The sequence below is a fragment of the Pseudomonas sp. PLB05 genome, from assembly GCF_021106615.1.
Classification (GTDB): Bacteria; Pseudomonadota; Gammaproteobacteria; order Pseudomonadales; family Pseudomonadaceae; genus Chryseomonas; species Chryseomonas benzopyrenica.
Genome location: NZ_JAJOHO010000003.1, coordinates 291,312 through 311,983 on the forward strand (window position 1 = coordinate 291,312; position 20,672 = coordinate 311,983).

The 20,672-nt window shown below is 65.7% G+C and carries 19 protein-coding genes and 1 pseudogene; 9 read left to right on the plus strand and 11 right to left on the minus strand.

Annotated features, from left to right (window positions below; translation table 11 throughout):
• Positions 1-92 precede the first annotated feature (92 nt).
• Genes LRS53_RS14095 through dapA form a run of 3 tightly spaced genes read right to left on the minus strand, consistent with a single transcriptional unit; the run spans position 93 to position 2,867 of the window.
• On the minus strand, positions 93-851 hold the full coding sequence (locus tag LRS53_RS14095) for an MBL fold metallo-hydrolase (RefSeq protein WP_231356339.1): 759 nt from the start codon (positions 849-851) through the stop codon (positions 93-95).
• Complete coding sequence (bamC, locus tag LRS53_RS14100; RefSeq protein WP_231356340.1) at positions 790-1,974, minus strand: outer membrane protein assembly factor BamC; 1,185 nt, start codon at positions 1,972-1,974, stop codon at positions 790-792. The genes LRS53_RS14095 and bamC overlap by 62 nt, the downstream gene beginning before the upstream one ends.
• A gap of 14 nt (positions 1,975-1,988) precedes the next feature.
• Complete coding sequence (gene dapA, locus LRS53_RS14105; protein ID WP_017640330.1) at positions 1,989-2,867, minus strand: 4-hydroxy-tetrahydrodipicolinate synthase; 879 nt, start codon at positions 2,865-2,867, stop codon at positions 1,989-1,991.
• Positions 2,868-3,020: 153 nt separating this feature from the next.
• Here dapA and LRS53_RS14110 point away from each other — a divergent pair, with 153 nt between their 5' ends.
• Complete coding sequence (locus tag LRS53_RS14110; RefSeq protein ID WP_007162770.1) at positions 3,021-3,581, plus strand: glycine cleavage system protein R; 561 nt, start codon at positions 3,021-3,023, stop codon at positions 3,579-3,581.
• 22 nt (positions 3,582-3,603) lie between these two features.
• A complete protein-coding gene (locus LRS53_RS14115) occupies positions 3,604-4,077 on the plus strand; it encodes a peroxiredoxin (RefSeq protein ID WP_231356341.1) in 474 nt (157 codons plus the stop codon).
• Here the strand turns inward: LRS53_RS14115 and LRS53_RS14120 are convergent, their stop codons facing one another.
• On the minus strand, positions 4,078-4,332 hold the full coding sequence (locus LRS53_RS14120) for a sulfurtransferase TusA family protein (protein WP_184290996.1): 255 nt from the start codon (positions 4,330-4,332) through the stop codon (positions 4,078-4,080).
• A 95-nt stretch (positions 4,333-4,427) separates the two neighbouring features.
• Between LRS53_RS14120 and LRS53_RS14125 the strand changes: the two genes are divergently transcribed.
• Positions 4,428-5,867 carry a M48 family metalloprotease gene (locus tag LRS53_RS14125; RefSeq protein ID WP_160923041.1) on the plus strand — a complete coding sequence of 480 codons (1,440 nt, stop codon included), beginning with the start codon at positions 4,428-4,430 and terminating at the stop codon, positions 5,865-5,867.
• 18 nt (positions 5,868-5,885) lie between these two features.
• Here the strand turns inward: LRS53_RS14125 and nadA are convergent, their stop codons facing one another.
• Complete coding sequence (nadA, locus tag LRS53_RS14130; protein ID WP_231356799.1) at positions 5,886-6,944, minus strand: quinolinate synthase NadA; 1,059 nt, start codon at positions 6,942-6,944, stop codon at positions 5,886-5,888.
• 211 nt (positions 6,945-7,155) lie between these two features.
• Between nadA and LRS53_RS14135 the strand changes: the two genes are divergently transcribed.
• Positions 7,156-9,009 (plus strand): pyruvate kinase, encoded by a 1,854-nt coding sequence (locus LRS53_RS14135; protein WP_231356342.1) that lies wholly within the window; start codon positions 7,156-7,158, stop codon positions 9,007-9,009.
• Positions 9,010-9,030: 21 nt separating this feature from the next.
• Here LRS53_RS14135 and LRS53_RS14140 read toward each other — a convergent pair whose 3' ends face one another.
• From LRS53_RS14140 to apbC, 5 genes are all read right to left on the minus strand, one after another.
• Positions 9,031-9,921 carry a S66 peptidase family protein gene (locus LRS53_RS14140; protein ID WP_231356343.1) on the minus strand — a complete coding sequence of 297 codons (891 nt, stop codon included), beginning with the start codon at positions 9,919-9,921 and terminating at the stop codon, positions 9,031-9,033.
• Positions 9,918-10,721 carry an MOSC domain-containing protein gene (locus LRS53_RS14145; protein ID WP_160923038.1) on the minus strand — a complete coding sequence of 268 codons (804 nt, stop codon included), beginning with the start codon at positions 10,719-10,721 and terminating at the stop codon, positions 9,918-9,920. The genes LRS53_RS14140 and LRS53_RS14145 overlap by 4 nt, the downstream gene beginning before the upstream one ends.
• Before the next feature lie 72 nt (positions 10,722-10,793).
• Positions 10,794-11,723: a chemotaxis protein CheV gene (locus LRS53_RS14150; RefSeq protein WP_231356344.1), complete on the minus strand. Its 930-nt coding sequence runs from the start codon at positions 11,721-11,723 to the stop codon at positions 10,794-10,796.
• Between the two features lie 115 nt (positions 11,724-11,838).
• Entirely contained in the window at positions 11,839-12,405 is a 567-nt protein-coding gene (gene dcd, locus LRS53_RS14155) for a dCTP deaminase (protein WP_007162761.1), read from the minus strand.
• Between the two features lie 81 nt (positions 12,406-12,486).
• Positions 12,487-13,581 (minus strand): iron-sulfur cluster carrier protein ApbC, encoded by a 1,095-nt coding sequence (apbC, locus tag LRS53_RS14160; RefSeq protein ID WP_158896505.1) that lies wholly within the window; start codon positions 13,579-13,581, stop codon positions 12,487-12,489.
• A gap of 122 nt (positions 13,582-13,703) precedes the next feature.
• Here apbC and LRS53_RS14165 point away from each other — a divergent pair, with 122 nt between their 5' ends.
• The 5 genes and pseudogenes from LRS53_RS14165 (at position 13,704) to LRS53_RS14185 (ending at position 19,237) form a co-directional block, all read left to right on the plus strand.
• A complete protein-coding gene (locus LRS53_RS14165) occupies positions 13,704-14,855 on the plus strand; it encodes a M14 family metallopeptidase (protein WP_231356345.1) in 1,152 nt (383 codons plus the stop codon).
• A 220-nt stretch (positions 14,856-15,075) separates the two neighbouring features.
• On the plus strand, positions 15,076-17,115 hold the full coding sequence (metG, locus tag LRS53_RS14170; RefSeq protein ID WP_231356346.1) for a methionine--tRNA ligase: 2,040 nt from the start codon (positions 15,076-15,078) through the stop codon (positions 17,113-17,115).
• Positions 17,116-17,286: 171 nt separating this feature from the next.
• Positions 17,287-18,282, plus strand: a pseudogene (locus tag LRS53_RS14175) (RnfABCDGE type electron transport complex subunit B); the annotation flags it as partial.
• Entirely contained in the window at positions 18,279-18,917 is a 639-nt protein-coding gene (gene nth / locus LRS53_RS14180; RefSeq protein WP_160923034.1) for an endonuclease III, read from the plus strand. The pseudogene LRS53_RS14175 and the gene nth, both read left to right, overlap by 4 nt.
• A gap of 140 nt (positions 18,918-19,057) precedes the next feature.
• The gene (locus LRS53_RS14185; protein ID WP_231356348.1) at positions 19,058-19,237 is read left to right on the plus strand and encodes a PA3496 family putative envelope integrity protein; all 180 of its coding nucleotides are present in this window, start codon (positions 19,058-19,060) and stop codon (positions 19,235-19,237) included.
• Positions 19,238-19,446: 209 nt separating this feature from the next.
• Here the strand turns inward: LRS53_RS14185 and LRS53_RS14190 are convergent, their stop codons facing one another.
• Entirely contained in the window at positions 19,447-20,664 is a 1,218-nt protein-coding gene (locus LRS53_RS14190) for an argininosuccinate synthase (protein ID WP_017640314.1), read from the minus strand.
• Positions 20,665-20,672 lie beyond the last annotated feature (8 nt).

The window sequence follows — 20,672 nt, forward strand, 5'->3', positions numbered from 1 at the left end:
CGAGTACAGCCGGGAAGCGCAGTTTACATAGGATCGTGGGTATTTTGGCCGTACAGCAGCGCCCGGCTGTTAAAGAAAGCTCGGCCAGCGTCCTAGGCGATGGCCTGCCATCCCAGCCCCTGCTGCTGATCGGCGATCTGCAGCCAGTCCGCGTCGCAGCCCAGCACACTGGTGAAGCAGGCGCGAGCGAGCCAGGGGTTGTTGTTCTTCTCGCTCAGATGGGCGAGCACCAGGTGCTGCAGGCCTGGGCAGGCCAGCTCCATCACCAGATCGGCCGACTGTCGGTTGTTGAGATGCCCGCGCACCCCGCCGACCCGTGCCTTGAGGTGATAGGGATAGGGCCCTGAGGCAAGCATATTGCTGTCGTGGTTAGCCTCGATCACCAGGGCATCGAGGCCGCGGTAATGGGTCAGCACACCAGGCGTCGCCTCACCGAGATCAGTGAGCACGCCCAGGCGCTTGCAGCCATCGTCGAAGACGAATTGCGTCGGCTCCAGGGCATCATGGGAGACCTGCACCACCGTCACCTCCAGCGCATCCAGCACCAGCCGCTCGCCATCCACCAGCAGCCCCTGGGCCGCCACCGGCTTGCGCAGGCCGCGCCCGGTACCGGTGCTGTAATAGACCGGCACCCCGTGCTTGCGCGCCAGGAGCTCGACGCCCTGCACGTGATCGGAGTGTTCGTGGGTGACTAGAACGGCGTCCAGCTGGGCAGGTACCACGCCCAGCCGGGCCAGACGACGTTCGGCTTCCCGCAGGGAGAAGCCGCAGTCGATCAGCACATAGCTGTTATGGCTGTGCACCAGGGTCGAGTTGCCCCGACTGCCGCTGCCCAGGATTGCGAAGCGCATACTGCATGCTCGTCTGAAGCTTTTTCAGCACGCCTTCGGCGATGTCCTGGGGTGCTGCGGTGTTAATGGTCTTGTCCAGGGTGACCTGGACGGTGTTGCCCACCGAGGTGAGGCGCACCTGGAAGCGCCGTGCGCGGGCGTCTTCCTCTTCCTTGCTTTCGCCCTTGCCGAACAGGCGACCGAAGAAACCCGGCTTGCGCTCTTCGGGTTTCTGCGCGCCTTCGGCCAGGTTCACATAGTAGACGCCCAGGCTGCGGTCCATGTCGTCGACGCGGATGTCGGCGCCTTCGATGGCGCGACCCACGCTGGACCAGGCGCGATTCAGGTCGCTTTCCAGCACCAGCATGGGCACGCCGCTGCCGTCGACCTCGTAGGTCACGCGCTCGGGGGTATCGTAGCCACCGGCGGCCAGCAGCGAGACCGAGCCACTGCCCTGCTCGCTACGGTCCAGGCCGGCCAGTACCTGATTCAGCAGGGCGTCATCGAGCGCCGAGCTGTTCTGGCTGCTGGACCAGGACGGCTCGCTGGAGCTGCCCTGGCTGCGGGTCTGGGTCTGGAGGAAGATCTCGCTGCTGCCCGATTGCACGCCCGGCTCGATGCGCAGGCGAGTGCGCAGCTCGGTGCCCGGCTGCAGCCGGCCATTGGTGCTCAGGCTGCGGGCCAAGGGCGTCGACAGCTCGGTCGGCGACTGCCAGGCGGTGATGATCTCACCGGTCTGCGGACGCTCTTCGGCGATGCGGAAGCCATTGTCGGTCAGGTACTGACGGGCCACCGGCCAGACGTTGGCCGGGACCTTCTGGGCGGCCAGCCAGCGGGCGTTGCCGCTGCGCTGCACGCTGAACTGCTCGTTGCCACTGCCCTGGACGGCCAGCGCCTGGGGTTTCGGCACTTCGAAGCCATAGGAGCGATTCAGGGTGTCGGCCACGTTGGCCGGGATCGGCAGCAGTGGATCCATGGGTTTGGCCTGGACATCGGTCGGCACCTGCATGGGGCCGGTTTCGCGGGATTCGAGATAGTCATTGCCGCGATCGCGGAAATAACCGTGCTCGCCCCACACCCAGCTGCAGCCACTGGCGGTGGCCACGGCCAGCCCCAGGGTGGTCAAACCCAGAACACGTTTCATCGACTGTTTCCTGATCACGCCAGCACTCCCGCCTGACGCAGGGCCTGACGTACCACTTCGTGGCAGCGCGAGCTGAGCCAGGTCAGCGGCAGACGGATACCGGCGTCGATCATGCCCATTTCATGCAGGGCCCACTTCACCGGGATCGGATTCGATTCGATGAACAGATTCTTGTGCAGCGGCATCAGCTTTTCGTTGAGCGCGCGTGCGGTGTCGGCATCGCCCCGCATGGCCGCGGCGCAGAGTTCGCTCATCGCCCTGGGCGCCACGTTGGCAGTCACCGAGATGTTGCCCTTGCCGCCCAGCAGCATGAGTTCGGCAGCGGTGGCATCGTCCCCCGAATAGACCAGGAAGTCCTTGCTGACACGGGAGAGAATGTCGCGTGCGCGGGCCAGGTCGCCGGTGGCTTCCTTGATACCGATGATGTTCGGCACCTTGGCCAGGCGCTCGACGGTCTCGGCCAGCATGTCGCAGGCGGTACGGCCCGGCACGTTATAGAGGATCTGCGGGATGGCGACGGTTTCGGCGATCATGCGGAAGTGCTGATACAGCCCTTCCTGGGTCGGCTTGTTGTAGTAGGGCACGACCAGCAGACAGGCATCAGCGCCCGCGTCCTTGGCGGCGCGGGTCAGGTCGATGGCCTCACGGGTGGAATTGCCACCGGTGCCGGCGATGACCGGGATGCGGCCCTTGACCTGCTCGACCACATGACGGATCACGGCCACGTGCTCGTCGACGTCGACCGTGGCGGATTCACCCGAGGTGCCCACCGCGACGATGGCGTCGGTGCCTTCGGCGAGATGGAAGTCCACCAGCTTGGTCAGGTTGTCCCAGTCGATACGCCCCTGGGCGTCCATAGGGGTGACCAGCGCCACCATGCTCCCCGCAATCATGCAACCGCTCCTGCCGGAAAAAGAGAGCGGTAATGGTACTGACGCCTCTGCGCCAGCACAAGCAACGTGCCCCCAACGGGCATTCCCCCCGCGAGCGCTTTTCGCTACCCTTTCGCCTTTGCCAGTCTGTATCTCCCCCTGCCAGGAACCCTAATGTCCGCTACCCCCCCGATTCGCGAACAATTTCTCGTCATCAGTGCGCTGGGCGCCAATCCCATGGAACTGACCAACGTGCTCTACCGCAGCTGCATGGATAACCGGTGCGCGGTGGTCAGCAGCCGGCTGAGCCGCCACGGGGAATACAGCGCGTTGATCCTGCAGGTCTCGGGCAACTGGGACGGTCTGGCGCGCCTCGAAGGGGGCCTCGCCGGCCTTGGCAAGCGTCACGGCTTCACCGTTGGCGTCACCCGCAGCGCCGCCCTGGAGAATCGCCCCCAGGCCCTGCCGTACGTCGTCTATGTCAGCGCCGCCTATCGTCCGGACATCCTCAACGAACTCTGCCAGTTCTTCGCCGACCACAAGATCGAGGTGGAGAACCTGGTCTGCGATTCCTACCAGGCGCCCCAGACCGGCGGCACCATGCTCAACGCCACCATCACCGTGACCCTGCCGGCTGGCACCCAAATCAGCTGGCTGCGCGACCAGTTCCTGGATTTCGCCGACGCCCTCAATCTCGATGCCCTGATCGAGCCCTGGCGCCCGCAGAGCAACTGATAGGACCCGCAAGGAGCTGCCCATGAGCGTGACCCTCGACCAACCGCTTCCCGATTTCCAGGCCCAGGCCACCAGCGGCCTCGAGGTCTCGCCCGCCAGCCTGCGCGGTCGCCAGGCGGTGCTGTACTTCTATCCCAAGGACAACACCCCCGGCTGCACCACCCAGGGCCAGGGCTTTCGTGATCTGCACGAGCAGTTTCTGGCGGCCGATACCCGAATCCTCGGGGTCAGCCGCGACAGCCTGCGCACCCACGAGAATTTCCGCACCAAGCAGGGCTTTCCCTTCGAGCTGATCAGCGACAAGGACGAGACCCTCTGCCAGCTGTTCGACGTGATGCGGCAGAAGAAGCTCTATGGCAAGGATTACATCGGCGTGGACCGCAGCACCTTCCTCATCGACCGGGAAGGCGTGGTGCGCCAGATCTGGCGCGGCGTGAAGGTCCCCGGGCACGTCGCCGAGGTGCTGGCCGCCGCCCAGGCGCTGAACGGGGCCTGATCAGGCCTTGCGCAGCCAGTAGCGGAAGGTCTCCCCTACCACCTCTTCGCCCACCAGGGCGTGTCCCGACAGCTTGGCGAAGGTGCGGAAGTCGCGTTGCGAGCCGGCATCGGTGGCCGTGACGGCGAGGACCTCGCCGGCTGCCAGACGGTTGAGTTCCAGCTTGGCCTTGAGCAACGGCATGGGACAGTTCAGGCCGGTGGCGTCCAGCTGGGCGGTCACCGCGCCGGTGTAGGGTTGGCTCAGGTCGGCCATGGGATTCTCCATTGTGGGGTACGCCAGTGTCAGGGTCGCTAGGCACCTAGACGGCGGGCCGCTAAAGTAGCCCTTTTGCGGCTACGAGTCATGCCATGAAAGTCCTGCGCCCTGCCCTGCTGTCCCTGGCGCTGCTCGCCGCGCCCTTCCTGGCGCAGGGGGCGAACGATCTGCCGTCGCTGGGCGATGCCAGCTCTTCGATCGTCTCGCCCGAGCAGGAGTTTCAGATGGGCCGCGCCTGGCTGAGCATGTTGCGCGGCCAGGTCCCGGCCATCAACGATCCGCAGCTCAAGCAATTCGTCGAACAGACCGTCTACAAGCTGGCCGAGACCAGCGACCTGCAGGACCACCGCCTGGTCTTCATCCTGATCAAGGATCCGGAGATCAACGCCTTCGCCGCGCCCGGAGGGGTGATCGGGGTCAATGGCGGGCTGTTCCTGAAGTCGGAGACCGAAGCCGAGTACGCGGCGGTCATGGCCCATGAGCTGGGTCACCTCATCCAGCGCCATTTCGCCCGCGGGGTGGAAAACCAGCAGCGCATGCAGTTGCCGCTGATGGCCGCGCTGCTCGCCGGCATCGTAGCTGCGGCCGCGGGCGGTGGCGATGCAGGAATCGCCGCCATTGCCTCGACCCAGGCGGCGGCCATCCAGAGCCAGTTGCGCTTTTCCCGGCTCAATGAGCAGGAGGCCGACCGGGTCGGCATCGTTAATCTGGAGCGCGCCGGCTACGATCCGCGCGCGATGCCGGAGATGTTCGGTCGGCTCGCCCGCCAGTATCGCTATGACCGTACCCCGCCGGAATTCCTGCTGACCCACCCGGTCACCGACAGCCGGATCGCCGATACCCAGGCGCGTGCCGAGCGTTTTCCCAAGGGCGGCGTCGAGGACAGCAAGCGCTTCCAACTGATGAAGGTGCGTGCGCAGATGTATTTCGAGGAAACCGCCGGCCTGCTGGTGAAGCGCTATAGAGCCCAGCTGCAGGAAAACCCGGACAACGATGCTGTACGCTACGGCCTGGCCATGGGACTGACCAAACAGGGTCAGCTCAACGAGGCGCGCGACACCCTGGCGCCGCTGCTGCGCAAGGCGCCGGACGATATCAGCTACAACCTCGCCCAGGTCGATCTGGACATCACCGCCAATCGCCTGCCCGACGCCCAGAAACGGGTGCAGCGGCTGCTGGAGCTCTATCCGGACGATCTGGCCGTGAGTCTGGCCCAGGTGGACATGCTCGGCCGCACCAAGCAGGCCAAGGCCGCCAGTCAACTGCTCGACAAGCTGCTCAAGCAGCGGCCGATTGATCCGGATCTGTGGAACCAGGCGGCGGACGTTCGCGGCCAGGCCGGTGATCTGGTCGGGGTGCATCAGGCGCGAGCCGAGTATTTCGCCCTGACCGGCGACTACAACCAGGCCATCCAGCAACTGGGCTTCGCCAAGCAGCGCGCCGCCAGCAACTATCAGCTAGCCGCGCGGATCGACGCCCGTCAGCAGGAGATGATCGCCCAGCGCAAGCTTAGCGAAGAGATCCTGCGCTAGAGTCCCAGGCAGCGCCTATTAGGCGTTGCCCTTGACCCTTAGCTGCAGCGCCTGGGTGAAATCGAGCATGCGCTTGAGCGGCTTGACCGCCCGGGGGATGAGGGCTGGATCGACCAGCACCTCGCTGGAGCCGTCGAGCAGGCAGTTGAGGGTGCGCTCCAGAGTGTTCATCGCCATCCAGGGGCAGTGGGCGCAACTGCGGCAGGCGGCGCCGTTGCCCGCGGTGGGCGCCTCGATGAAGGTCTTGTCCGGACAGGCCTGCTGCATCTTGTAGAAGATACCGCGATCGGTGGCGACGATGAACTGGCGATTGGGCAGCGTCTGGGCGGCCTTGATCATCTGGCTGGTGGAACCGACATGGTCAGCCAGTTCGATCACCGCCTCGGGCGATTCCGGATGCACCAGAATGGCGGCCTCCGGGTAGAGCCGCTTGAGGTCTTCCAGCTGGCTGGCCTTGAACTCCTCGTGGACGATGCAGGAGCCTTCCCACAACAGCATGTCGGCACCGGTCTCGCGCTGGATGTAGCGACCCAGGTGACGATCGGGCGCCCAGAGGATGGTCTCGTCGTTGTCCATCAGGTGCTCGACGATATCCAGCGCGCAGCCGGACGTCACTACCCAGTCCGCGCGCGCCTTCACGGCGGCGGAGGTGTTGGCATAGACGACCACGGTGCGCTCGGGGTGCTGGTCGCAGAAGGCGGAGAATTCGTCCACCGGGCAGCCCAGGTCCAGCGAGCAGGTGGCTTCCAGGGTCGGCATCAGCACCCGCTTTTCCGGGTTGAGGATCTTGGCCGTCTCGCCCATGAACTTGACCCCGGCCACCACCACGGTGGACGCCGGATGGCGATTGCCGAAGCGGGCCATCTCCAGGGAATCGGCGACGCAACCGCCGGTCTCCTCGGCCAGGGCCTGGATCAGCGGATCGGTGTAGTAGTGGGCCAGGAGCACCGCGTTTTGCGCCTTGAGCTCGCGGGCGATGGCGGTCTTGTAGGCCGCGATCTCGTCCGGACCGAGCGCCTTGGGCTGCTTGGCGGCCAGATGGGCCTGGACCAGGAGACGTTCGGAAATCTGCACCATGGCGGGTACCTGAAAACGGTGGTCGTCAAGGCCGCGCATGATAGCAGCATCCTCGCCGACTCCCTATGGTCGCCAGCGGCACCTCCGTGATGAGTGGCCATGTGCCGCTAATGTCTGGCAACACTTGGCTTTTCACTTCTCCAGCGGCCGGGGGTCCGACACAGGAACGCCCGGCGAGCGTCTCGCCGGCCCCTGCTGCTGGAGACCTATCGTGCCGCCCCGTTCGACCTCGCGCTCCCGGACCCCCGATCACGCTCTCGCCACCCTCCTCGATGAGCTACGCGCCCTGCACGGCGCTCTGCAACAGGCCAGCGCGGACCCACGGCTGGATCGGCAGGCGCTCAATCCCGCCTACCGGGCCAGCGCGCAGAACCTGCTCGCCTATCTGGCGCTGCGCGATGGCGACCTGCATAGCCTGCAGCTGCAGCTCTCCGCCCTGGGGTTGTCCTCTCTGGGCCGCTCCGAAGCTGCGGTGCTGCCGGCGGTGACGACGCTGATCAACACCCTGGAACGATTGCTGGGTGGCAGCCCAGCGGCACGGCTTACCACCAAGACCGTCAACCCCCTGGTCGAACACACCCGGACGCTGTTCGGCACCCCGTCCTCCGCACGGGCGGTGCGCATCATGGTCACCCTGCCACGGGAGGCCGCGGACAACTATTCGCTGGTACGCGACCTGCTGGCGGCGCACATGGATTGCGCGCGCATCAACTGCGCCCATGACGAACCGGCCAGCTGGCGACGCATGATCGAGCACGTGCGGCGGGCCAGCGCGGAGCTGGACCTGCCGTGCAGGGTGTTCATGGACCTGCCGGGACCCAAGTTGCGCACCGGCCCCATCGCCACGGGCGCGGCGGTGCAGAAGGTAAAGCCCGAGCGCGACGCCCAGGGTCGCGTACGCCATCCGGCGCGGATCTGGCTGACCGGTCGCCGCCGGTCGCGACCGGCGCCCTCCCCCGCGGCGGCCAGTATTCAGGTAGGCGAGCGCTGGCTGAGCGGCTTGCAGCCCGGCGACCGGATCCAGCTGACGGACACGCGTCGGGCGCAGCGCCACTGGACGATCATCGAGCTCACGGACCGCGGCTGCTGGGCGGAGGCGGCCAAGACCACCTATCTCGCACCTGGGCTGCGCCTGAGCGTCGAGCGCGACGGACGCAAGCGGCACAGCCGCATCGGTGACTTCGCTCCGCAGCCGGGCGCTCTGCGGTTGGCCGAGGATGACCTGCTGATCCTGACCGCCGACCAGACGCCCGGGCAGCCCGCCAGCCATGACAGCGGCGGTCGCCTGCTGACACCGGCCACCCTGGGCTGCACCCTGCCCCAGGTGTTCGCCGACGTGCGCGGCGGCGAGCCGGTCTGGTTCGACGACGGTAAGATCGGCGGGGTGATCGAGCGCGCCGATCAAGACGCGCTGCACGTGCGCATCACCCATGCGCCCGGCGGCGCCAAGCTCAAGGGTGACAAGGGCATCAACTTTCCCCAGAGCACCCTGCGGCTGGCAGCGCTGGGCGACCAGGACCTCGCCGCCCTCGCCTTTGCCGCCGAGCATGCTGACGGCATCGAGATGTCCTTCGTCAACAGCGCGGACGACGTCCGCGCCTTGCTCGCGGAATTGGAACGCCTGCAGGCCGACCAGTTGGCCGTGGTATTGAAGATCGAGACCCGGCGTGGCTTCGACAACCTTCCCGCGCTGTTGCTGGCGGGCATGCAGCGCGGCGGATTCGGCGTCATGATCGCCCGTGGCGATCTGGCGGTGGAAGGCGGCTTCGAGCGTCTGGCGGCCCTGCAGGAAGACATCCTCTGCCTGTGCGAAGCGGCCCATGTGCCGGTGATCTGGGCGACCCAGGTCCTGGAGAACCTGGCCAAGAAGGGCTCGCCTTCCCGCGCCGAGATCACCGATGCCGCCACCGGGGTCCGCGCCGAATGCGTGATGCTGAACAAGGGCCCGCACATCCTCAAGGCGGTCGCCACCCTGGATGAGCTGCTGGTGCGGATGCAGGGCTACAACAGCAAGAAGCGCCAGATGCTGCGCAAGCTGGAGCTGGCCTCGCCCTGGGCGGACTGATCCGCCCAGGGCCGGTCAGGCCTAGAGGACCTGCAGGCGACCCGCTTCCAGACGGACACGAGCCCCATAGGGCCAGGCTTGGTTTTCCGGGCCGTGACCACTGGGCAGGCCGCGATAGAGCGCGATGCCACGCGGGGCCAGCCATTCGGTGAAGATCTCTTCCAGCGACTGCTCGACGTTGCGTGGCGGACAATCGGTGAAGGTGCCCAGGCAGACGGCGCCGATGCGATGTTCGGTCAGGTTGCCGAGCAGTTGGCAGAGGCTGCTCTCCAGCCGGTAGTAGGGCTCGCCGACGTCTTCCAGCATGAGGATGGCGCCGTCGTGCGGACGCAGCGCTGCCGCCGTGCCGACCACGCTGGCCAGGGTGGTGAGGTTACCCCCGATCAGCTCGCCGGCAGGCACCTGGGCCGGACCGGTCAGGCGCTCCAGTGGCCAGGCCGGACGAGCACCGGCGCACAGCTCCAGCACCGACTCCAGCGAGCGAGTGCGAGCGGCCTGGGCTTCAGGATCCTCGTCACGACGCCCCCAGTCCAGCGCGCCGGGACCGTGGATTGCGGCGAGGCCACGGCGGTGAAAGGCTTCCAGCAGTACCGTCAGATCGGAATAGCCGATCAGGGGCCGACCCTTGCTGCTGGACAGCCGCGACCAGTCCAGCCAGGGCAGCAACTGGGCGGAACCGTAGCCACCGCGCAGGCACCAGACCGCATCCACGTCCGCCTGGCTGAACGCCCAATGCAGATCCGCTGCCCGCTCCTCGGCGGTTCCGGCGAGATAGCGATGGCGCTTGAGCGCCTGCTCCCCCAGCACCGCTTCGATACCGGCGGCCTGCAACTGTTCGACCGCTGCCGTGACCAGCTCTTCCTTGACCGCACCTGCCGGACTGACCAGCGCCACACGCCGCACGGGACTCATTCCAGCACCTCCACTGGCATGCCGGCCTCGATGACGCCACGGCCCAGGGGGATGACGTTCATGCCGAACAACATGCGGTTGTCATTGAAGCGGTATTCGCGCAGCGCGGTCAGCGGTTGCCGATCCGGATCCTTCTCGCCGGTCACCGGATCCTGGGTGATGACGATGCAGCGCGCGCAGGGACAGGCCACGGCGAAGTCCACCGCACCGATGCGCAGTCGCTTCCAGCCGTCCTCGGCATAGGCCGGAGTACCCTCCACCACCAGATTCGGCCGGAAGCGCAACATTTCCAGCGGCTTGCCCACGCGCGCCACCAGATCGGCCAGGGAGGCCTCGCTGGTCAGCAGCAGAGGAAAGCCATCGGCGAAGTGGACCTTCTGCCCCGGCTCGGCGAAGTCGGTGTTGATCTGGCGGGCATGGCTTTCGGCGACGTGCACCAGGCGGCAGCGACGACCGAGGAAGTCGCTCAGCCAGGCATCGGCTTCGGCAGCCACCGGCGCCTGCAGGGTGTCACGCCAGATGGTCACGCCGAGTTGCTCGTCTGCCGCGCCCGGCACCGCCACCTCGATCGGCGTCCGTCCCGGTGCGCTCAGGCGCAGGCGATCGGCGGCCAGCCAGCGCGCCTCGATGTGATTCATCTGCGCCAGTTGGCGCAGGGTCAGGAAGCGGCCGGTGTCGGCATCCACCACCATCCAGCGGCGATCACCCACCAGGCCCAAGGCGTCCACCTCGGCCTGCGCCAGGGATTCCACGGCCGTCGACTTGACGGGATAACGATAGAGGGCACTGAGGTGCGACATGGGCGCGGCTTCCTGGCGGCGGACAAAGGCCGCCAGTGTAAGGGAGGCGCCGGAGCGGCGAAACCGCGGGGATTACTCCTCGGCCAGCGCCAGGCGCCGGCGCACTTCCTCGACCAGTTGATCGGGCTGGAACTTGGAGAGGAAGGCGTTGCAGCCCACCTTTTTCACCATGGCTTCGTTGAAGCTGCCCGACAGCGAGGTGTGCAGCACCACATAGAGGTCGGCGAGACGCGGATCCTGGCGGATCTCGGTGGTCAGGCGGTAGCCGTCCATTTCCGGCATCTCGGCATCGGTCAGCACCATCAGCAGCTTCTCGGTCAGCACCACGCCCTCGTCAGCCCAGGCCTTGAGCTTGCGCAGGGCCTGCAGGCCGTCGGTGGCGACGTGGAATTTCAGATCCAGCTGCACCAGGGTGTCGCGCAACTGGCCAATGGCGGTGCTGGAGTCGTCGACCAGCAGCACCTCGCGGCCGCGGGCCTTGGCCAGCAGCGGATCGGCCAGGCGTTCCTGGGAGACCTTGACGTTATAGGGGGCGATCTCGGCCAGCACCTTTTCCACGTCGATTACCTCCACGAGGCGGTCTTCGATGCGGGTGATGGCGGTCAGGTAGTGCTGGCGTCCGGCGCCGCCGGGCGGAGCCTGGATGCTGTCCCAGTTGAGGTTGATGATGCGATCGACGCTACCGACCAGGAAAGCCTGCACCGAGCGGTTGTACTCGGTGACGATGATGGTGCTGTTTTCGTTGGGAGTGATGGGTCGCATGCCGATGGCGGCGGCCAGGTCGATCACCGGCAGGGTCTGGCCCCGCAGGTGGACCACGCCGCAGATCATCGGATGGCGCTTGGGCATCTGGGTCAGGCGCGGCAGCTTGAGGACTTCCTGCACCTTGAACACGTTGATGGCGAACATCTGCCGGCTGGACAGCTGGAACATGAGAATTTCCAGACGGTTCTCGCCAACCAGCTGAGTGCGTTGATCGACGGTGTCGAGAATGCCAGCCATGGAAAGTCCACTCCAAAGATAAGTCAGGTCACAGGCTATCGGCGGCTGACGCCAGTTCTTGAGTCCCGGAAATAGGAAAGCCGCCCGAGGGCGGCTTTCAGAACAGACGCGCGGATTAGGCGCGCGGCAGGGTCACGCCGCGCTGGCCCTGGTACTTGCCGCCGCGATCCTTGTAGGAAACCTCGCAGGCCTCGTCGGATTGCAGGAACAGCATCTGGGCCACGCCCTCGTTGGCGTAGATCTTGGCCGGCAGGGTCGTGGTGTTGGAAAACTCCAGGGTGACGTGGCCTTCCCACTCGGGCTCCAGCGGCGTGACGTTGACGATGATGCCGCAGCGGGCGTAGGTGCTCTTGCCCAGGCAGATGGTCAGGACGTCGCGCGGAATGCGGAAGTATTCCACGGTGCGCGCCAGGGCGAAGGAGTTCGGCGGGATGATGCAGACGTCGCTGACCACATCGACGAAGCTCTTGTCATCGAAGTTCTTCGGGTCCACCACCGCGGAATGGATGTTGGTGAAGACCTTGAATTCGTTGGCGCAGCGCACATCGTAGCCGTAGCTGGACACCCCGTAGGAGATCACCCGGCTGTCGTCCGCGCCGCGCATCTGGCGCTCGACGAAGGGCTCGATCATGCCGTGCTCCTGGGCCATGCGGCGAATCCACTTATCCGATTTGATGCTCATGGCAGGTCTGGCTCCGGGGCGAAAAAATTGACCGCGCATTCTAGTGGATAGCCGCGCGGTCTCAAAGGCGAACGGACGAAATCAGTCGTCGCTGACGGTGATGGTGGGCATGCCGCCGCCGGCCTGACCGCCCTGGGCGATACGAGCGCCGACCTTGCGCGCCAGCTCCTGGTAGATCAGCGCGATCTGGCTGTCGGGATCGGCGATGGCGGTGGGACGTCCGGCGTCAGCCTGCTCGCGGATGGCCATGGCGAGCGGCAAGGAAGCCAGGAGATCCACGCCGTACTGCTCGGCCAGCTTGCTGCCGCCGCCTTCGCCGAACAGGTGCTCGGCGTGGCCGCAGTTGGAGCAGATGTGCACCGCCATGTTCTCCACCACCCCGAGCACCGGGATGTTGACCTTCTGGAACATCTCTACGCCCTTCCTGGCGTCCAGCAGGGCCAGGTCCTGGGGCGTGGTGACGATCACCGCGCCGGCCACCGGCACCTTCTGCGCCAGGGTCAGCTGGATGTCGCCGGTGCCCGGGGGCATGTCGATCACCAGGTAGTCGAGGTCATTCCAAGCGGTCTGGGTGATCAGCTGGATCAGGGCGCCGGAGACCATGGGGCCACGCCAGGCCACCGGGGTCTTGTCGTTGGTCAGGAAGGCCATGGACATGACCTCGACGCCATGGGCCTGCAGCGGGATGAACCACTTCTCGTCGCGCACCTCGGGACGGGTGCCCTCGGCGAAGCCGAACATGATGCCCTGGCTGGGACCATAGATGTCGGCGTCCAGCACGCCCACCCGGGCACCTTCGCGAGCCAGTGCCAGGGCCAGGTTGGCGGCGGTGGTGGACTTGCCCACCCCGCCCTTGCCCGAGGCCACGGCGATGATGTTCTTGACGTTGCCCATGGCCTCCAGCTGCGGCTGGGCGGCGTGAGGCGCGATGATGCAATCGACCTGGATCTCGGCGGTCTCGACCCCGGGCACATTCTCCAACGCGGTCTTGAGCACCTGGGCCAGGCCACCCTTGAACAGTCCGGCGGCATAGCCCAGTTCGAAGCGGGCCCGCACCCGGCCACCGTCCAGCGCGAGGTCGCGCAGGGCGCCGGCGCTGAGCAGGTCCTGTTCGAGATAGGGATCGTGATACTGGCGCAGCGCGGCCTCGATGGCCTCGCGAGTCGGAGCGGTCATGCAGACTCCCGGAAACAGCGGATAGGAAAGAGAAGCTGCGGCCTATGCTACCCACTGTCCTTGCTAAAGCCTATCCACGCGGCGCTACACTCCCGGCTTTCCCCTCGCCCGTGGAGCCCTGCGTGAACGCCTCTTCCCTGCACATCAGTTCCACCTTCGACAGCGGCGCCGTCGAGGTGCTGTCCCTGGCCGATCACGCGGATATCCGCCTGCGCATTCGCCCGGACACCGCCTCGCCCTTCACCCAGTGGTTCCATTTCCGTCTCGAAGGCGCCCGCGACCTGCCCTGCCAGCTGAGCTTCGACAACGCCGGCGCGTGCGCCTACCCAGAGGGTTGGCGCGACTATGGCGTGGTCGCCAGCTATTGCGGCCAGGAGTGGTTCCGCATTCCCACCCGCTACGACGGCAAGACCTTGAGCTGGACCGTCACCCCGGAACACGACAGCCTGTTCTTCGCCTATTTCGAGCCCTATCCGGAGAGCCGTCACCTGGCCTTCATGGGCGAGGCGCAACGCCACCCCGCCGTCCGTCTGGAAACCGTCGGCCGTTCGCTGCTGGGACGTTCGCTGGACCTGCTGCGCATCGGTACGCCGGGCGCTGGCAAGAAGAACATCTGGATCATCGCCCGCCAGCACCCCGGCGAGCCCATGGCCGAGTGGTTCGTCGAAGGCCTGCTGCGCCGCCTGCTCGGCCTGGGCGAATACCAGGGCGATCCGGTCGGTGCCAAGCTGCTGGAGCACGCGGTACTGCACGTGGTGCCCAACATGAATCCCGACGGTTCGGCCCTGGGCAATCTGAGAACCAACGCCGCCGGTGCCAACCTCAACCGGGAATGGCTGGAGCCGGACGAGGAGCGCAGCCCCGAGATCCTGGCGGTACGCCGCGCCATCGCCGCGAGCGGCTGCGATCTGTTCCTCGACATCCACGGCGACGAGGCCCTGCCCTATGTCTTCGTCGACGGCTGCAATGGCCTACCCAACTTCGGTGAGCGCGAAGAGGCCGAGCAACAGGCCTTCCTGCAGCGCTTCCAACGTGCCAGCCCCGACTTCCAGACCCGGTACGGCTATCCCCGTGGTCACTTCGGCAGCGAAACCCTGAAACTCGCCACCAAGTACGTCGGCCATACCCATGGCTGCCTGGCCCTGACCCTGGAGCTGCCGTTCAAGGACAACGCCAATGACCCCCGCCCGGATGTGGGCTGGAACGGTGCCCGCAGCGCCGCCCTGGGCGCGGCCATGGTCAATGCCCTGTACTGGCAGCTGGCCGATCTCTAAATGCTCGAAGTCTGCTGCGCGTCGGCCAGACTGCGTTGGAAACTGCCTCAGAATGCTCATTTACCCGTTGTAAACTGCGCTTCTTCGGCAATTTCCACCTTGCCTGGCGCTAGCTCGCAGGACTTCGCGCTTTTTAACGCCCATCCCCACGGATGAAACCGACCGGCCATTTCGCTATGATGGTCGGTCAACTTATCAGCGCCGCGATCCAGCCAAGACCATGACCGAGCCCCGCAAGATTCTCGTCACCAGCGCCCTGCCCTACGCCAACGGCTCCATCCACCTCGGCCACATGGTCGAGTACATCCAGACCGACATCTGGGCCCGCTTCCAGCGGCTGCGCGGCAACCAGTGCATCTATGTCTGCGCCGACGACGCCCACGGCTCGGCCATCATGCTGCGCGCCGAGCGCGAGGGGATCACGCCCGAGCAGCTGATCGACAACGTCAAGCGCGAGCACAGCGCCGACTTCGCCGACTTCGGCGTGGCCTTCGACAACTTCCACTCCACCCATGCGGAAGAGAATCGCGAGCTGTCGCGCGCCATCTACCTGAAGCTGCGGGAGAACGGCCACATCGCCACCCGTCCGGTCACCCAGTATTTCGACCCGGACAAGCAGATGTTCCTGGCCGACCGCTTCATCAAGGGCACCTGCCCCAAATGCGGCAGCGCCGACCAGTACGGCGACAACTGCGAGAAGTGCGGCGCCACCTATGCGCCCACCGAGCTGAAGGACCCCAAGTCGGCCATTTCCGGCGCGACCCCAGTGCTGCGCGAATCCGAGCACTTCTTCTTCAAGCTTCCCGACTTCGCCGAGATGCTCAAGGGCTGGACCCGCAGCGGCGCCCTGCAGGAATCGGTGGCCAACAAGATCGCCGAATGGCTGGACGCCGGCCTGCAGGAATGGGACATCTCCCGTGACGCGCCCTACTTCGGCTTCGAGATCCCCGACGCCCCGGGCAAGTACTTCTATGTCTGGCTGGACGCGCCCATCGGCTACATGGCCAGCTTCAAGAATCTCTGCGACCGTCGCGACGACCTGGATTTCGACGCCTACTGGGCCAAGGACAGCACCGCCGAGCTGTACCACTTCATCGGCAAGGACATCGTCAACTTCCATGCGCTGTTCTGGCCGGCCATGCTCGAAGGCGCCGGCTACCGCAAGCCGACCGCGCTGAACGTCCACGGCTTTCTCACCGTCGACGGCCAGAAGATGTCCAAGTCCCGCGGCACCTTCATCAAGGCGCGCACCTACCTGGATCACCTGAATCCCGAATACCTGCGCTACTACTTCGCCGCCAAGCTCTCGCGTCACGTCGAGGACATCGACCTGAACCTCGAGGACTTCGTGCAGAAGGTCAATTCCGACCTGGTGGGCAAGGTGGTCAACATCGCCAGCCGCTGCGCCGGCTTCATCCACAAGGGCAACGCCGGCCTGCTGGTGGATGCCCAGGCCGCACCCGAACTGGAAGCCGCCTTCCGTGCCGCTGCGCCGAGCATCGCCGAGGCCTACGAGACCCGTGACTTCGGCCGTGCCATGCGCGAGATCATGGCCCTGGCGGACCGCGCCAACGCCTGGATCGCCGACAAGGCGCCCTGGAGCCTGGCCAAGCAGGACGGCAAGGCCGACGAAGTCCAGGCCATCTGCGCCCAGGGCATCGAGCTGTTCCGCCAGCTGGCGATCCTGCTCAAGCCGGTATTGCCCAACCTGACCGCCGCCGCCGAGGCCTTCCTCAACGTCGCCCCCCTGACCTGGGCCGACCTCGACACCCGCCTGGCCAATCATCAGCTCAACGCCTTCCAGCCCCTGCTCACCCGCATCGAACCCGCCAAGGTGCAGACCATGATCGACGCTTCCAAGGAAGACCTGGCCGCCCAGGCCGCGCCCGAGCCCGCCGGCAACGGCGAACTGACCAAGGCCCCGCTGGCCGAGACCATCGACTTCGATACCTTTTCCAAGGTCGACCTGCGCATCGCCCTGATCGAAAAGGCCGAATTCGTCGAGGGCGCCGACAAGTTGCTGCGCCTGACCCTGGACATCGGCGACGCCAAGCGCAACGTCTTCTCCGGCATCAAGAGCGCCTACCCGGAGCCGAGCCAGCTCGAAGGTCGGCTGACCCTGTACGTCGCCAACCTGGCGCCGCGCAAGATGAAGTTCGGCGTCTCCGAAGGCATGGTCCTGGCCGCCGGCCCCGGCGGCAGCGAGATCCACCTGCTCAGCCCAGACAGTGGCGCCAAGCCCGGCCAGCGAGTGATGTGACAGCGACGGCGCCGAGAGCCTGCTCAAAGGCGAGCGAGCTAGCGACAAACAAGGCGAACATGGCTGAGGAAGCGGAGTTTACAAAGCGTAAATGAGCATTCCGAAGCCATTTTCAACGCAGTTTGGCCGACGCGCAGCCGACTTTGAGCAGGCTCTCAGGGCGCCGTTCTTCCCCCAGCCCCGACCCTGATCATGAACGCCCACGCTACTCTCATCACCGCCATCGACGCCCTGCTGCCCCAGACCCAGTGCGGCAAGTGCGGCCATCCCGGTTGCCAGCCCTATGCGGCGGGCATCGCCGCGGGCGAAGCGCACAACAAGTGTCCGCCCGGGGGCGCAGCCACCATCCTCGAGCTTTCGGCGCTGCTGCAGCGTCCGCTGCTTCCCCTGGATTCGCCCTATCCGGTGACGCCCAGCCAGCGCGCGGTGATCCGCGAGGCCGAGTGCATCGGCTGCACCAAGTGCATCCAGGTCTGCCCTACCGACGCCATCCTCGGCGCGGCCAAGCTGATGCACACGGTGATCGAGAGCGAATGCAGCGGCTGCGAACTCTGTCTGGCCCCCTGCCCCGTGGACTGCATCGATCTGGTGGCTGCACCCGCGCCGGTCGATCGCGTCGAAGAGCTCCATCGCGCGCAGTACTATCGGCGCCGCTTCGATGCCCGCCAGGCGCGCCTGCAGCGGGACCGCGAGCGACTGGACGCCGAGCGCCAGCGCCGTCAGGTGCCACCTGCGACCGCCACGGTTGCAGAGCACCCCGCCACGGCAGAATCCTCGCTCAAGCCGCTGAAGATCGCTGCCGCCATGGCACGTGTCGCCCTGCAGAAGGCCGAACGGCAACTGGCCCAATACGGCACGCCCGCACTGGAAACCCAGGTGCAGCAGTTGCGTGAAGCCACCCAGCAGGCCCAGGCGGCCCTCGACCAGGCGCAGCAGGCGCCCGCCACTGTCAGCGCACCTGCCCTGGCGACGCCAGCCGCCGATCCCGCCGCCCTCAAGCAGGCGCGGATCGCTGCCACTCTGGCGCGTGCCCAGCTGACCAAGGCCGAGCGGGCCTTTGGTACCGAACCAACACCCGAACAGAACGCGCAACTGGAAACCTTGCGTAGCGCCGCTCAGCAGGCGACTCACCGCCTCGCGGCCCTGGAAGAGCGAATCGCCCCATGAACGCCGCCAAACGCCTGGAGATCTTCCGTCGCCTGCACGAGGACAATCCCGACCCCAAGACGGAGTTGGCCTATGCCTCGCCGTTCGAGCTGCTGATCGCGGTGATCCTCTCCGCCCAGGCCACCGACGTCAGCGTCAACAAGGCCACCGCCCGCCTCTATCCGGTGGCCAACACGCCCCAGGCCATCCTGGATCTCGGGGTAGAGGGTTTGTCGGAGTACATCAAGACCATAGGGCTCTACAACAGCAAGGCCAAGAACGTCATCGAGACCTGCCGGCTGCTGCTGGAACGCCATGGCGGCGAGGTACCCCAGACCCGCGAAGAACTGGAGGCCCTGCCCGGCGTGGGCCGCAAGACCGCCAACGTGGTGCTCAACACCGCCTTCCGCCAGCTCGCCATGGCGGTGGACACCCATATCTTCCGGGTCAGCAACAGAACCAATCTGGCCCCCGGCAAGAACGTGGTGGAGGTCGAGCTCAAGCTGCTCAAGGTGGTGCCGAAGGCCTACCTGCTGGATGCCCACCACTGGCTGATCCTGCATGGCCGCTATGTCTGCCAGGCGCGCAAGCCCCGCTGCGGCAGCTGCCGCATCGAAGATCTCTGCGAATACAAGGCAAAAACCTCTGACGATTGAAAAAGGGCGTATCAAAGCCCTTCGGCGATTGAAAAAATCTTTTTTACCGGCCCCTGCTTTGTCGTTATAAGGTGCGCGAAAAGGTCCCGCCGCCCTGTCATGAGTGCGTGTGACCCTGTCCAGCCTTGCAGGAGTTACCAATGGCCGAAGACAAAAGCGATATCGATGTAGATGACGATTTCGAGACCGATAACGACGCGCCTGAAACCGTCGAGCCCATCGTCAGCAAGACCAACCTGACCAAGCGGCGCCTGATCGACAACATGCTCGAAGAGCGCCGCCTGAAGCGGCAGATCTCCGAGTACGACTTCGATCTGTAAGAGCCTGTTCAAAGTCTAGCGAGCTAGAGCCAAACAAGGCGAAAATGGCTGAGGAAGCGGAGTTTACGAGTAGTAAATGAGCATTCCGACGGAGCTGGCCCTCCAGGCCATTTTCAACGCCGTTTGGCCGACGCGCAGCAGACTTTGAACAGGCTCTAAGCCATAAAAAACCCCAGCCTAGGCTGGGGTTTTGCGTTGCAGGGCCACCCTTACAGCAGGGTGCGACCCTTGCCGGCGGCGATGCGCATGCGCAGGGCGTTGAGCTTGATGAAGCCCGCCGCGTCCGCCTGGTTGTAGGCACCGCCGTCTTCTTCGAAGGTGGCGATGTTGGCGTCGAACAGCGACTCGTCGGACTGGCGACCGACGACGATGACGTTGCCCTTGTACAGCTTCAGCCGCACCACGCCGTTCACGTTGGCCTGGGAGGCGTCGATCATCTGCTGCAGCATCAGCCGCTCGGGACTCCACCAGTAGCCGGTATAGATCAGGCTGGCGTACTTGGGCATCAGCTCGTCCTTGAGGTGGGCCACCTCGCGGTCGAGGGTGATGGACTCGATGGCGCGGTGGGCCTTGAGCATGATGGTGCCGCCGGGGGTCTCGTAGCAGCCACGGGACTTCATGCCCACATAGCGGTTCTCGACGATGTCCAGACGACCGATGCCGTTCTCGCCGCCGATGCGGTTCAGTTCGGCCAGCACCGTGGCCGGGCTCAGCTCCTTGCCATCGATGGCGACGATGTCACCGTTGCGGTAGGTCAACTCGATGTAGGTCGGGGTGTCAGGTGCGGCTTCCGGGGACTTGGTCCAGCGCCACATGTCTTCTTCGTGCTCGGTCCAGGTGTCTTCCAGCACGCCACCCTCGTAGGAGATGTGCAGCAGGTTGGCGTCCATGGAGTACGGCGACTTCTTCTTGCCGTGGCGCTCGATCGGGATCTGGTGCTTTTCGGCGTAGTCCATCAGCTTCTCGCGGGACAGCAGGTCCCACTCGCGCCAGGGGGCGATCACCTTGACGCCTGGCTTGAGCGCATAGGCACCCAGCTCGAAGCGCACCTGGTCGTTGCCCTTGCCGGTGGCGCCGTGGGAGATGGCGTCGGCACCGGTTTCGTTGGCGATCTCGATCAGGCGCTTGGCGATCAGCGGACGGGCGATGGAGGTACCCAGCAGGTACTCGCCTTCGTAGACGGTGTTGGCACGGAACATCGGGTAGACGAAGTCGCGGACGAACTCTTCGCGCAGGTCGTCGATGTAGATTTCCTTGACGCCCATGGCCTGGGCCTTGGCGCGTGCCGGTTCGACTTCCTCGCCCTGGCCGAGGTCAGCGGTGAAGGTCACCACTTCGCAGTTATAGGTATCCTGCAGCCACTTGAGGATCACCGAGGTGTCCAGGCCGCCGGAATACGCCAGGACTACCTTCTTCACATCCGCCATGCCGTTCG

Bases quoted from the DNA above. Each gene is read 5' to 3' on its own strand.
- dapA (WP_017640330.1), bottom strand. From the start codon at position 2,867: ATGATTGCGGGGAGCATGGTGGCGCTGGTCACCCCTATGGACGCCCAG.
- LRS53_RS14145 (WP_160923038.1), bottom strand. From the start codon at position 10,721: ATGTCGCACCTCAGTGCCCTCTATCGTTATCCCGTCAAGTCGACGGCC.
- metG (WP_231356346.1), top strand. From the start codon at position 15,076: ATGACCGAGCCCCGCAAGATTCTCGTCACCAGCGCCCTGCCCTACGCC.
- nadA (WP_231356799.1), bottom strand. From the start codon at position 6,944: ATGGTGCAGATTTCCGAACGTCTCCTGGTCCAGGCCCATCTGGCCGCC.
- LRS53_RS14140 (WP_231356343.1), bottom strand. From the start codon at position 9,921: ATGAGTCCCGTGCGGCGTGTGGCGCTGGTCAGTCCGGCAGGTGCGGTC.
- LRS53_RS14190 (WP_017640314.1), bottom strand. From the start codon at position 20,664: ATGGCGGATGTGAAGAAGGTAGTCCTGGCGTATTCCGGCGGCCTGGAC.
- LRS53_RS14110 (WP_007162770.1), top strand. From the start codon at position 3,021: ATGTCCGCTACCCCCCCGATTCGCGAACAATTTCTCGTCATCAGTGCG.
- LRS53_RS14115 (WP_231356341.1), top strand. From the start codon at position 3,604: ATGAGCGTGACCCTCGACCAACCGCTTCCCGATTTCCAGGCCCAGGCC.
- LRS53_RS14185 (WP_231356348.1), top strand. From the start codon at position 19,058: ATGGCCGAAGACAAAAGCGATATCGATGTAGATGACGATTTCGAGACC.
- nth (WP_160923034.1), top strand. From the start codon at position 18,279: ATGAACGCCGCCAAACGCCTGGAGATCTTCCGTCGCCTGCACGAGGAC.
- apbC (WP_158896505.1), bottom strand. From the start codon at position 13,581: ATGACCGCTCCGACTCGCGAGGCCATCGAGGCCGCGCTGCGCCAGTAT.
- LRS53_RS14095 (WP_231356339.1), bottom strand. From the start codon at position 851: ATGCGCTTCGCAATCCTGGGCAGCGGCAGTCGGGGCAACTCGACCCTG.
- LRS53_RS14120 (WP_184290996.1), bottom strand. From the start codon at position 4,332: ATGGCCGACCTGAGCCAACCCTACACCGGCGCGGTGACCGCCCAGCTG.
- bamC (WP_231356340.1), bottom strand. From the start codon at position 1,974: ATGAAACGTGTTCTGGGTTTGACCACCCTGGGGCTGGCCGTGGCCACC.
- dcd (WP_007162761.1), bottom strand. From the start codon at position 12,405: ATGAGCATCAAATCGGATAAGTGGATTCGCCGCATGGCCCAGGAGCAC.
- LRS53_RS14125 (WP_160923041.1), top strand. From the start codon at position 4,428: ATGAAAGTCCTGCGCCCTGCCCTGCTGTCCCTGGCGCTGCTCGCCGCG.
- LRS53_RS14150 (WP_231356344.1), bottom strand. From the start codon at position 11,723: ATGGCTGGCATTCTCGACACCGTCGATCAACGCACTCAGCTGGTTGGC.